Here is a 13,183-nt window from a genome sequence, read left to right as displayed (position 1 = left end):
TTGGAGAGATTTCAATGGAATCTAAACGCAAAATTCTCATCATTGAAGATGAACAAGATATTTCGCGCATTTTGCGAGAATACCTGACCAAGAACCAGTATGAAGCAGCAGTAGCCGGTAACGGGCAGGACGGGTTGCAGATGATGGACATTCTGCAGCCGGACTATATTATTCTGGACATCATGCTTCCGGATATGGACGGAATTGATGTATGCCGGGAAATTCGCCGGAGAAACAACATTCCTATTCTCATTTTGAGCGCAAGGGGAAGTGATACAGACAAGGTGCTCGGCCTGGGATTCGGAGCGGATGACTATATGACCAAACCCTTCTCCCTGAGCGAACTACTTGCACGAATTAATGCCCACTTCAGACGATATGACAGTCTGAGTACAGAACGTGATCTCACTCACCTGCTGCGTTTGTCTAATCTGGAAATTGACAAGAAAGCCTATAAGGTTACCCTCAACGGGGATGAAGTTTCTCTCTCCGCCAAGGAATTTGAGCTGTTGTTTTATCTGGCAAGCCATAAGAATCAAGTTTTTTCCAAATCCCAGTTACTTGACGCGATTTGGGGATATGCCGAATATGGAGATGAAAATACGGTTACCGTGTACATACGAAGATTGAGAGAAAAAATCGAAGCAGACCCTTCACGCCCTTCTGTTCTGAAAACAGTATGGGGCGTCGGATACAAATTCAACCATGAATAAGTGGGATTGGAGACGACTGTATGTCACTACACACCTGGACCAAACGTTGGCTCAAAACGTCATTGACTCTCCTGTTTATTCTCATTGCATGCAGCCTCGCTTTCTTTCTTGATTTGCTCATAGGCAGACATTCAGGTGAGTCCAATTTGGCAATCAATCAGGTTCGACTCAGGGTTAACCCCATTCTGCTTCAACTGGAGCAAACCCATGATCAATTGAATGATTCCAATATCAAGGAACAGTTGCGTTTCCTCGCCGAAAAAAACAGGGTTGATTTCGACTATGTCGGATTGGACGGAACGGTGCTGCTATCCTCCACTCCTTCCTTCGAGGGCAGAAAGATTAATCTGCGATCTGAATTGCATTATGATCTGAATTATGCTTTAGAAGCTATGGATGGGAGCAATTCACTTAACATCGCTTTTCCTGTAATGGACGGCCCGGTGGGCAGACAAATCGGTAACGCCATTTTTACGATTCCGCAGTCGCTTGTCATCGTTCAGAAGTCCTCTACGTTCACTTTTTTTGTCCTGGGAACCCTATTTATGATCTCGCTCATTCTGGGGCTTCTACTGATCGTTATGAAACGTAAGATGAGAAAACGAGTGCTCTCCCCTATCCAGCAGCTGAAGCAACATGCTGAATTCATTCTCAAGGGACAGTATGATGAGCAGATCCAGTACAACCGGACAGATGAAATGGGCGAACTGTACGCCATGCTGGATCTGATGCGCACCGAAATTATGCATTTGAGTGAACAGCATATTAGACAGGAGAAGGCACAAAAAGAACTGATTACGAATATATCCCATGAACTCAAAACTCCGATTACAACTGTAAAAGTATACATAGAAGCCATTCTTGAAGGGTTGTGCTCCGATGAGGAGACGCTGATGGAGTACATGGAGATCATGCGTACTCATACGGACAAAACAGCTCGTCTCGTTGAGGACCTGCTTGTACATGCCTTGCAGGAGCTGGGCCAGATTTCGGTGGAGCCGCGTGAAATGTACAGCCTTTCTGCATTCGAAGCCATGTTGAAGCCCATCGGACATATCGTACGATTGAACGGCCTTAATTATGAGGAACCTGAGCACATTCCCAATGTGCTCATACGAATGGACCCCATACGAATTGAACAGGTTTTATCCAATCTCGTATCCAATGCGCTCAAACATACCGTTCCGGGAGACTCCATTCGCATTAATACAGTACTGGATTCGGGACAATTCCGGCTCAGTATTTCTGATTCGGGGCAGGGAATAAGGGCACAAGATATGCCTTTTGTATTTGAGCGGTATTTCAGGGGAAATTCCTCATCGTCCTCAAGGAATGTACATGAAGGAACCGGCCTCGGTCTGTCCATCTGCAAAAGCATTATTGAAGCGCACGGGGGACATATTTCCTTTTCGAGCAAAGAAGGTCAGGGTACTCAGTTTCAGTTCAATCTTCCGATCTGCTGAGCAGTTAAGTGAAATTTCCATTGTCTCACCCAAAGCACACTGTAATACTTTATTCATAATTTGATAATTCTTCCTCAACATCCTCCCCTTAGAATGAACCGTATACTGCAGTGGGGAGTGATCCGCTTGACCAAAACAAACATTATCCGGGCTCAAAACTTGTGCAAAACATACAATACTGGAAGTGAACAATACCACGCCATACGAAATGTCGATCTTGATATTTATGAAGGGGACTTCACGGTCATCATGGGCAATTCCGGTTCGGGCAAATCCACGCTGTTATATCTGCTGAGCGGACTGGACCAAGTGACAGCCGGGGAGGTTTACTTCCGTGATCAGCGCATTGATGCCTATAGTGAAAGGGAAATGTCCGAATTCCGTACTCGTAGAATTGGCTACATCTATCAGAGCATCAACCTGATACCCGACCTTTCCATTCAGGACAACATTGCTTTGCCTGGATATATTGTCGGTAGTAAAAGAAATGAGATCAAGGCGCGTACTTCCCATCTCATGAAGGTAATGGATATTGATGGACAGAACAGCCGCCTTCCCTCCCAAACATCGGGAGGTCAGCAGCAACGGGCAGCAATCGCACGCGCACTGATTAATTCACCGGACATTATTTTTGCGGATGAGCCTACCGGGAGCCTCAACTATGACCACGGGAAAGCGGTACTGGATATCCTGACCGATATCAACCGGAAGGGACAGTCGGTCGTCATGGTTACGCATGATATCCAGGCAGCGTGCCGGGCTGATCGTCTGATCTTTATCCGGGATGGCAAGGTTGGAGGTATTCTCGAGTTTGACAAATATGACGAACACCAGATCCAGGATCGGGAATCGATGGTCTTCGCGTTTGTGTCGGGAAAGGAGTAATTTATGGCTGCTATGTTGAAACTGAGCCTCTCCTACCTGAGCAAAAATAAAACACAGAATCTGTTTATCACCCTGCTCATTTTGCTGTCTACACTTCTGGTATCCACTGCGGTTATTATTCTGGCCAACACGGGTAATCTGTTCAACGAAATGCACAGCCGGACCAACGGGTCCCATCAAATATTGACGTTTGATAAAGGACTGAATGACCCTAAAGCCGTCTATGAATGGTGGGCTGAACAGGACGGAGTTGAGGTTTCACCTTTGCTCACGTATCGTACCTTGTCCGGCATCGCCTTCAAAGGCACAGATATTCCCAACCTGTATCTATACATGATGAATACCCCTTCACCACCATGGGCTGTGGATGAATTGGTCTTCTCAAGCGGTACACAGAGCTCTGCTCCAGCACAGGGGACGATATGGATTCCCACTTCAATGGCGAATGCCTATAATATAGCCGTAGGAGATACCGTCAATTTCAAAACAGGGTCCTCCGCGCTTGATCTTAAGGTATCCGCTATTGTAGTCGATGTACCTTACGGTGCACCATTCACCAATGCGGCAAGGGTCTGGATGAACAGTACTGACTACCAGAATGACTTCCAGACACTCGCAGGAAAAGATAATTATATGATGGGCATCCATTTTGATGATTATCGAACCAACTCCAGCTATTGGGATCGTTACAACAGTGAGACCAATGCCCCTTTCTTGGAAACCAAGATGGAGTTTGAGAGTATCTCTTCCTTCTATCTGATTATCAATCAAATTATTGGATTCATTATGATTTTCCTGGGTGCTGTCATGATGGTTATCGCTCTCATCACCATTGGATTTACCATTTCGGATGCCATTCTGGCCAACTACAAAACAATAGGGATTCTGAAATCACTGGGATTGACCTCCGGGAGAACAATCGGTACCTATGTTATTCAATATGCTTTGCTGTCCATCATTGCCGTTATTCCAGGACTGGCGATGAGCGTGTTTGTATCCAAATTCATTATCAACATTTCTGTGTCTTCTCTGCGAACTGGCAATGGAGATGTACCGATGGAAGGCATCGGAGCAGCCATGTTAGTCGGCATACTGCTGTTTGCGCTGGTAATATTATTCGTTGTGTTATACGCCAAAAAGGCGCGCAGCATCGAGCCTGTTCAAGCAATCCGCTACGGTATGTCGGAAACAGAAAATACCCGCTTGGCCCGACGCATGAATTCGCCTCTAGCCAACCGGGTTGGATTTGCCCGGCTGCCAGTAACCGCCGTCATTGGCATACGAAATCTGATCAAGAATACCAAGAGCTCTGTTCTGATGCTGCTGTTAACCACGATGGCTGCCTCTGTGCTTGTCCTTGGATATGTTGTACTGACCAGCATTACCGGAATCTATCAGACGGCGGCCAAATGGGGTTATGACAATGCTAACATTGCCGCAGTCGTTGTAAACAAAACTACGTTTCCGAGAGCAGAGCTGCAGAACGTATTGGAAGAAGACCCTCGCATCAAAAATGTGGGCTGGCAAGGGAACATCACCGGAGTTATCCTTCCAGATGATTCAACCGACGTGGCCAGCCAGTCTACCAGTCTTTATCTAAGAGTACTGGATGGAAGCTATCAAGATCTTGGTTTTGAGACGTTGAGAGGAAACAATCCGGAACTCGAAAATGAAATTTCAATCGGGGTTAGTGTTGCCAAGATGTTCAACAAGGATATGGGAGATCTCATTGATCTCTACATTGAAGGAGAGAAGCGCACGTTCATGATTTCGGGCATCTATCAAGCCATCTCCGACTTGTCGGTATCCGGAAGAATCACAGCTCAAGCGGTTCGAAGCGTGAATCCGGATTACGGAGATGTAAATGTCGCGTTTATCAATGTCAACGATCCTTCACAGGCAGGAGCCATTGCTAACCAATTGAATGAGCGGTTCAAAGACTCTGCTTCCATCGTCACGCAAAAAACGCTGCTGGATTCTGTTTATGCAGAAGCTGCAAGCATTTTTGTGTACCCCATGGCTCTAATTGGTCTGCTGTTCATTTTGGTTACATTTATCATTATCTTCAGCACCTGCCGGATCAGTATTCGCAAAGAGAGCAAGACGTATGGCATATATAAGTCGATTGGAATGACATCTGGAAAAATCCGTTTCTCCATTGCTACTGGAGTAGTTGCATTAGCTCTGATTGGTTCAATGCTTGGAGTCATTGTAGGCGTATACCTTCTCCCCCTGTTACTTGAAAAAGTCCTATCGGGATACGGGATTGTACAGATTCCTCTCATTCTGAACTGGGGAGGCATTATACTCTTTGCTTGTCTAAGTATTCTTGCCGCAGCTCTTGGATCCTGGGTATCGTCCAAAGTGATTCGTCAGGCATCGCCGCGTATTCTTGTCGTCGAATAACATGTAGAAAGAAGGAGTTCTCATGCACAGCGTATACAAAAAGCTTCTGGTCGCCGTCCTAGGCTCCGTTGGCTTACTTGCGGCTTGTACGAATAATCCCCTCAACTCCTCATCAGAGAGCGGAAACGCCCAGGGCGCCGAGTCCCAATGGATGAAGCTGATTAGTAATAATGCTATAGATAAGGAACTTGATCAAGTCAGCGAGAAATCCGCATCCAGTCTCTTGGTTGTTGATCATCCTGTAGGAAATATCGAGGTGCGGAGCAGTGAAGATGGTGAACTTCAAGTCCGTACGTACATTCAGGCTTTGAACAATCGTACCGGTGAATCCACATTGGAAGAACTGGCTCAAAATGCAGAAGTCTCCTTAACGACCAAGGGGAACACAACCACCGTTGAGATCCATCCCAAGGATGAAACGGGAACCGATCTTTGGTCATGGGCCGATAAAAATATAGGGAATTCCCATTTCATCGTAAACTATGTAATTGAGGCTCCGGCCAATATCGTTGAATATGAGATTTCTACAGAAGTTGGCAATATTTCACTTGCAGGTTTAACGGGAAGCTATGAGCTTGCCAATAACACAGGCTCCATTGATCTTAACAACATTCAAGTCCAAGGCAAATCCAGCATCAAATCCGATGCAGGTACCATCCGTCTTGATCTGAATCAACTGCACGATGGAAGCCAGCTCAAAGCTTCAACTGAGTTGGGTACCATCACTGCCCTGCTGCCTTCCAATCTGGCTTACACACTAAAAGCGGAAACGGATCTGGGCAAGGTCTCGGGTGCTTCGAGGGGAAAGAGTGATATCAACGGCGGTGGACCTCTGCTTTCCCTGAGCACATCTGTAGGAACCATTAAGGTAGAGAATAAGTAATTATAAAAAAAGCACCCAAAAAGCCCTTTCGTATCCTTTATAAGATACGAAAGGGCTTTTCCATACAGGTCTGGCTCGGCTGGATATCCTTCAGCTCCGCCACTTCTTCGCAAGTTCGCCAATCTGATGTGGCGTAGTACGGCAACAGCCGCCAATGATTTTTGCACCCGCAGCAACCCATGCCTCCGAAGCATCACTCATACTGCCACATGTACCCTGTCCACTCCACGTCTTCGTTGCTGCATCGTATACTTCTCCCGAGTTCGGATACACAATAACAGGTTTATCGCTGGCACGGCTCAGAATACCGACCGCTTCCGTTACCAGTTCCATGGGAGCACAATTCAGCCCAATCGCAGCAAGCTGAGGTTCAGCTCCTAACAATCGTGCACACTCTTCCAATGGCGTGCCTTCACTGATCGCTGTCCCGTCTTTTAATGAGAAGGAGAGCCATGCATAGGCGTTCGGAAATTCTTTTAATAAAGCGATCAATACCTGTGCCTCCTGCAAGGATGGGATCGTCTCAAAGGCCAGAATATCCGCCCCTGCTTCCAGCAAGGCTGTGATCCGTGGACGATGAAACGCGCTTAACGTCTCGTCCGAGACACCATAGTGACCGACATACTCCGATCCATCAGCTAGATAAGCGCCGTAGGGCCCAACGGATGCAGCAACCATCGGTCGTGGCCGAGCCAAGACCCCTGTCTCCAAATCAGACGTTTGACGTTCCGTGCCGATTACCAGATTGCCCTCCGGTTTAACTGCCGTGTTTTCAAATCCCCCGTCCTGCACTTCTGCCCATACGTCATCTCTTGCCTGTGCAGCCAGCTGCACCGTCTTGCGAATCAGGTCTAACGCTTCTTGCTCTCCGATTCCTCTCTTGCGGAAGCCATCCACCGTCGCCTGATAACTGGATGTAATCGCACAGTCGGCTCCTGCGCGGAAATAATCCGCATGGACCTGAACGATAACATCTGGATTCTCGAGCAATACACGAGCCGACCATAGTGGATCATCCAGATCACACCCATGCTGTTCGAGTTCCGTGGCCAGCGCTCCATCCAGAATCATGACCGGATGTTTACGTAGGATTTGTTCTATGGGGTTAGTCTGTTGTGCTTGCGTCATGTACTTGTCCTCTTTTCTTGTTCACACGTTCTGTCAGATAATACGCTGCATAACATAGTACGATAAATGGAACCCCGCAATACAGCGCAATACGCTGTGTCGGGTCAAAGGCGATACCTATGCATGAAGCCAGGCATAATACAAACGAAATAATCGGTACCACCGGATAAAACGGCGTTCGGTAAACCAGGTCCTTTACCGAGTTACCCTCTCGAATATATTGCCTGCGGAACATATACTGTGAAGCGCTGATGCTCATCCACACCACAACAACCGCGAGGCCTGAGATGGATACCAGCGTAATATACACAGTACCCGGGGCAATAATACTGGACAGCAAAGCCAGACCGCCCCCAACCATGCTGATCATAAGTGCATTCAGCGGTACCCCGCGTTTGGTCAATTTGGCAAACCACGGAGAGATCGTTCTTTTGTCAGCCAGAGACCAGAGCATCCGTGAAGATGCATAAAGGCCCGAATTGGCAGCAGAGAGAATCGCCGTTAGAATAACAAAGTTCATAATGTCTGCTGCGTAAGGGACACCGACCCGCTCCATCACGGCCACGAATGGACTTTCAAGAACACTGGCATCCGACATCGGCAATAACGCAGAGAGAATAACGATCGTTCCAATAAAAAAGAGTATTAAACGCCACAACGTGGTATTGATGGCTTTTGGAATGGTCTTCTCGGGATTCTCTGTCTCTCCCGCAGCAATCCCAATCAATTCTGTGCCTGAGAATGCAAAGTTTACGGCAAGCATCGTCATCAGTATCGCAGTAGCCCCATTTGGAAACCAACCAGATGCAGTAATATTATTTAGAAATGGTGCTGGTTCCGAATCAGCCATTGGGATAATACCGAACATGGCTGCGCCTCCGAGAATAATAAAGACCACAATCGTAAGTACTTTTACCGATGAGAACCAGAACTCCGATTCCGCAAAAAATTTGACAGTCAGCGCGTTGAACAGGAAGATCATAAGCGCAAACAATGCGCTCCAGATCCATACATTCACTGAAGGAAACCAGCGCTGCATCAACAGCCCAGCCGCTGTAAATTCGGAACCGAGGGCAACCGTCCAGGTTAACCAATACAACCAGGCTACTGTATATCCTGTTGCCGGTCCGATGTATTTTGCCGCATAGCTATGAAACGCCCCTGTCTCTGGCATATGAACGGACAGCTCACCAAGACATAGCATGACCAGATAGACGACAATCGCTCCAATCAGGTAAGACAGAATCGTGCCGACCGGGCCTGCCTGCTGGATGGTATATCCAGAGCTAAGAAATAAGCCTGTACCAATGACTCCACCAAGTGAGAGCATAATTACATGCCGTGCTTGCATTTTGCGCTGAAAATGCCCTGTATCTTTGTTGTTATCCATGCCTGCTCCCCTAATTCTTCATCCAGAAAAACAAAAAGACACACTCTTCCTGAAGAGTGCGCCGTAACTGACAAATAAAAACAAACGCTCCTATCTATCAGGCTGTTCACCCGCTGGAATTAGCACAGTATCCTTCAGATCTGTTGCTGAGGCTTCTAAGGGCCAGTCCCTCCACCTCTCTGGATAAGAAAATGATTTTTTATAAATATAGCGATCTATCATGGTTGTGTCAACAATTAAATATCATCATCCATTTGTGGATAAGGGAAATCTCCAACCTCATCTTTAATCTGTCGATGATCCATAATCTGTGATTTTCATTTTCACATCATAGGTCACGGGAATCTGACTAAAGGTTTCATCCCAATTTTTTTTAACCTTTTTCCATACCTTCGGATATTTGATCCGCAACTGCTCTCCAAATCCGGCCACTTCCACCCGATAGGTGTGCTGCATTTTGTTCATAACCTGCTGTATTTGTTCTTTGGCTGTATCAGCGAACTGAACCTCACATTCCCGAATGTACTTTTCCGTAGAAGGAATTTCCGGAGCACTCCAATCTTCCATGAGCTGACCTTGTGATTCAACCTTTACATGAAAAGAAATGTCATCTCCGTGGACTTTTGGCACAATTTTGCTCTTAGTAGACTTGATTTCATAGACTATCGTATGTCCCTTTTTCGGTGCATACGATTTTAAGGCCCCTCCCTTAGCCTCCCCAGTGATCCAGGACAATCCTTGAAGATCCACCTGATTTAAGCTGCCGATCCACTTTTTCGTTTTCCCTTTATAGACGCCTGCTCCTGAGAATTTATGCTCTCCATCAGCAGTAAGGACATTTTGCAGCAAAAAGCTTGATCCTGACTGCATTTTGCCATCAAGTTCCGCGAGGGATACAGGAGGAAGAATTTTATTGTTACGATATGCATTATTCACCAACCCTCTCAGATAAAAGGCTGGGATTTCTCCCGGCTCCTTGGAGCTAAGAGCATCCAAAGCGCGTCCTTTGCTCACCAGAACAAGGGAACTGGGTCGGATATCATTGTCCCGCAAAATAAAATCAAGCAGCTGCTCCAGGCTATATTTTTTCGACAACTCTTGGGAAACGACAATAACCTTTAAATGATGACCAATGAGTGGACGGTCTCTTCTTAGAGCAAACTGACGAAAGATCTGAAAAAGGGAATCTCCGGTAAGCTGTTCATTCATAAAGGTTTGTCCGCCGGAAGAACCACCACTGGAACTGCTTTGATTTCCCTGTTTCCCCCCAACTTGTGGGACAATCTGTACGGTAGATGTAAATACATTGTTTTTGGGATAATGGCCTCCTTGTTTATTAATGTCCTGTTCAAATTTCGATTCCTCAGCGACGTCCAGTCCCAGACCCACATAAACACTTAAATCTTCGATCTCTTTGCTGCTCCAGCACCCTGAGGCAAAAACCAGCAGCGCCGTTGATAAAATGGTTAATTTCTTTCTGATCCTGTTCAATTGTACTTGCCTCCTTTCTTTCGGAACATGCTCAACAACAGAAGCAATAGTGGCAAAACACCAAATAAATAAATGGATGCAATCCCCAAAATGTCGCCGAGTTTGAACGTTTCGTCCACGTTCTGTGGAAGCATAGCAGTGATGTAACTGATCGGGAGCAGAATGATCAGAAAAGGTAGCATTTTTTTCTTGAACAATTGAGAACATCCAAGAGAAGCGGCATAATGCGTGATGGTAGACGTAGAGAAAATTTGCATAATCCAAATAACTAGTAGCAGAGATTCGAACCGTTCAAAGAACAATCCCTCAATCTCAAAGCTGCGCATCAAATCAAGGGTTGGCCACGTTCTTGTGCTCATGCCTTCAATAGATAAGCTGCCAATGACCATAACCAATGTGATGAGGTAGATCACCATAGGGATAAGGATTCCCCAGACCAAGGCTTTCTTGCCCTTCTCCGGATTTTTCATAAATGCCATCACCACAAACATGACTTCGTAACCCGTATAGGCAAGCACCGAAGATTTCAGCCCTTTAAACACCGGCATAATACCCTCTCCCAGCACAGGTCTCAAATTGTTGATCTCAAACAAATCACTGCTCAGAAAAATGGCCAATACAAAAAGAATAAGCGTAATGGGTAAAATGATCTCATACAAACGCGCCATGGAGTTGATCCCTCCTGAGATCAAATAAAAGCCGACCCACATAAACACCATGACAATGGCCCACACCGGGGTTCCCTCCAATAAATATAATCGGGTGACTTCAGCCATAACCCTGATTTCAAAGGCAGAGATGACAAGGAAATACAGGATGATCGCAGCTCCCAAAATATAAGCAATCCACTTCCCTGTGATTTCCTCAGTGAATTGAAAAACGGTCTTTCCTGGGAATTTTCGGCACAGGGTCACCAAGATTATACCCAATATCATAACTAACAGACCGGACAATATAATTGAAATCCACACATCAGGCGTTTTGACTTCATTTACCGTAGTTCGGGGAAGTGTAAGTATTCCTGCACCGAGCATGTAATTGATGATAAAGACTGAAGCCTGAACTGTCGTCAGCTGATCCTGTTTAGGATTCATGATCCACCTCCTGAATATCGGATATGCCTACTTTTTGCGATCAGGGTCTTTTGGTTGCATCATGCTTGGGCGCTGCCTCATCATTCGTAAAGGTGCCCGAATTAAGAAATCCTTCCAATCCGACAGGCTGAACGGCACCGCAGGGGTAACGTAAGGAACTCCAAAGCTTTTCAACCGAACCAGATGGCTGCAGAGCAGCAAGAAAAACATGACTACCCCAAACAATCCATAGGCCGCCGCACTGAACATTCCAAAAAAACGTAATATACGCAGAGTAATCCCCGCACTATATGATGGGATCGAGAACGAAGAAATCGCAGTAACGGCCACAACTATAATCAGAAATGGACTGATCATTCCGGCCTGCACCGCGGCCTCCCCAATAATCAAACCGCCAACGATGCCCATCGCAGGTCCGATCGGCTTCGGAAGTCGAATTCCCGCTTCACGCAAAATTTCAATGGAGACTTCCATAATCAGTGCCTCAATAATAGAGGGAAAAGGCACGCCCTGTCTGGTTTGAATAATGGTTAGAGCCAGCTTCGTTGGAATCAGACCCGGATGAAAAGAGATAAAGGAGATATACAATGCAGGCGCGAGCAGGGCAAGCATGGCCGCCAGGAAACGAAGCATACGCAGAAACGTCCCCGGAATCCAGCGCTCGTAATAGTCTTCGGGGGATTGAAGCAGCATGCTGAAGGTCGACGGCACAATTAATGCAAAGGGTGTTCCATCCAGTAATATGGCTACGCGTCCTTCCAACAACCCGCTAATTACACGGTCGGGTCTCTCTGTATTCTGAACCTGTTGAAAGGGGCTCAGTTCATCGTCTTCAATCAACTGTTCCACATAACCTGATTCCAGCATCATATCCATGTCCATGCTTTGGATTCTTTTCTCCACCTCAGTGACCAGATCGGAACTTGCAATATCTTGGATATACGCAATGACGAGATCCTTTTTGATCCGGGTACCAACCTGATACTTGGTCATAAACAAAGCAACGTCACCTCCGAATAGCCGTAGTATTCCGGTATTATCACTCAGCTGTTCGGTGAAGCCGATTCTTGGCCCGCGAAGCAGTGCTTCAGATAGCGGTTCTTCCAGGCTGCGGGTTTTCCCTTTTGCTGATCCGACAAGGAGAGCCCCTGCCATCCCGTCAATCAACAGTACATTTTTGCCGGTAAGAACTGCCCGTGCCGCTTGTTGCAACGTCTCCGCTTCCTGAACTTCACTAACAGGCAGCAACTGACTGCTTATATAAGCTTTGAGTTCATTTGCATTTTCGGGGTGTTGAAATGTTTCTCGCTCTGTTTCCGGTACCCCCTCAGTCATAAGGGGTGTGAAGAGGTACTTATCGATCAGATCATGATCTACCAAACCATCCACATATATGACAGCCGCGGACGTATGGGTTCCCCTTATCGTAAACTCCCTTATATGTACGTCTGCATTTTGACCAAACGTTTCTTTTACACTAATCAGATCCATAGCATACTTCCCGGTAAGCCTTATATTTGCGTAACTCCCTGTCTCTTCGCCCGTAGAAGGATTGGAGTCAGCATCCCGATTTTGTTGATCTTTATTCGAAAAGGTCCCTTTCTTTAAGGATGAACGCACCCACTGGAATCCTTTCAAGAACAAGATTGGCATCAAAAATAATAAAAAGGCCTGTCCCCAAGTAGACCACTCCGGCACATAAGATAATATTTTCGCCCACATCTGTCTCA

General features: G+C 46.4%; 10 protein-coding genes and 1 riboswitch. Of the genes, 5 read left to right on the top strand and 5 right to left on the bottom strand.

The features are described from left to right. The first annotated feature begins 14 nt into the window (after positions 1-14). From QP794_RS25940 to QP794_RS25920, 5 genes are all read left to right on the top strand, one after another. Positions 15-713, top strand: coding sequence for a response regulator transcription factor (locus QP794_RS25940; protein WP_285079654.1), 699 nt, complete (start codon positions 15-17; stop codon positions 711-713). Between the two features lie 20 nt (positions 714-733). Next, on the top strand, positions 734-2,176 hold the full coding sequence (locus QP794_RS25935; protein ID WP_285079653.1) for a sensor histidine kinase: 1,443 nt from the start codon (positions 734-736) through the stop codon (positions 2,174-2,176). Positions 2,177-2,302: 126 nt separating this feature from the next. Then, positions 2,303-3,061 (top strand): ABC transporter ATP-binding protein, encoded by a 759-nt coding sequence (locus QP794_RS25930; RefSeq protein ID WP_285079652.1) that lies wholly within the window; start codon positions 2,303-2,305, stop codon positions 3,059-3,061. Positions 3,062-3,064: 3 nt separating this feature from the next. Further along, positions 3,065-5,467 (top strand): ABC transporter permease, encoded by a 2,403-nt coding sequence (locus tag QP794_RS25925; protein ID WP_285079651.1) that lies wholly within the window; start codon positions 3,065-3,067, stop codon positions 5,465-5,467. Between the two features lie 22 nt (positions 5,468-5,489). Then, positions 5,490-6,350 (top strand): DUF4097 family beta strand repeat-containing protein, encoded by an 861-nt coding sequence (locus QP794_RS25920; RefSeq protein ID WP_285079650.1) that lies wholly within the window; start codon positions 5,490-5,492, stop codon positions 6,348-6,350. Positions 6,351-6,440: 90 nt separating this feature from the next. On the opposite strand, the gene mmuM is transcribed toward QP794_RS25920, so the two are convergent. The 5 genes from mmuM to QP794_RS25895 form a co-directional block, all read right to left on the bottom strand. Continuing rightward, positions 6,441-7,478: a homocysteine S-methyltransferase gene (gene mmuM, locus QP794_RS25915; RefSeq protein ID WP_285079649.1), complete on the bottom strand. Its 1,038-nt coding sequence runs from the start codon at positions 7,476-7,478 to the stop codon at positions 6,441-6,443. After that, a complete protein-coding gene (gene mmuP, locus QP794_RS25910; RefSeq protein ID WP_285079648.1) occupies positions 7,456-8,868 on the bottom strand; it encodes an S-methylmethionine permease in 1,413 nt (470 codons plus the stop codon). The genes mmuM and mmuP overlap by 23 nt, the downstream gene beginning before the upstream one ends. Before the next feature lie 87 nt (positions 8,869-8,955). After that, a riboswitch (SAM riboswitch) is annotated at positions 8,956-9,058 on the bottom strand. A gap of 95 nt (positions 9,059-9,153) precedes the next feature. Continuing rightward, positions 9,154-10,359, bottom strand: a complete 1,206-nt coding sequence (locus QP794_RS25905) for a Ger(x)C family spore germination protein (RefSeq protein WP_285079647.1) — start codon at positions 10,357-10,359, stop codon at positions 9,154-9,156. Next, positions 10,356-11,453 (bottom strand): spore germination protein, encoded by a 1,098-nt coding sequence (locus QP794_RS25900; protein ID WP_285079646.1) that lies wholly within the window; start codon positions 11,451-11,453, stop codon positions 10,356-10,358. The genes QP794_RS25905 and QP794_RS25900 overlap by 4 nt, the downstream gene beginning before the upstream one ends. Before the next feature lie 27 nt (positions 11,454-11,480). Next, complete coding sequence (locus QP794_RS25895) at positions 11,481-13,175, bottom strand: spore germination protein (RefSeq protein ID WP_285079645.1); 1,695 nt, start codon at positions 13,173-13,175, stop codon at positions 11,481-11,483. Between the last annotated feature and the right edge of the window lie 8 nt (positions 13,176-13,183).

Source organism: Paenibacillus sp. UMB7766-LJ446, assembly GCF_030226665.1.
Lineage (GTDB): Bacteria > Bacillota > Bacilli > Paenibacillales > Paenibacillaceae > Paenibacillus > Paenibacillus vandeheii.
This window is presented reverse-complemented; position numbering and strand designations above follow the sequence as displayed.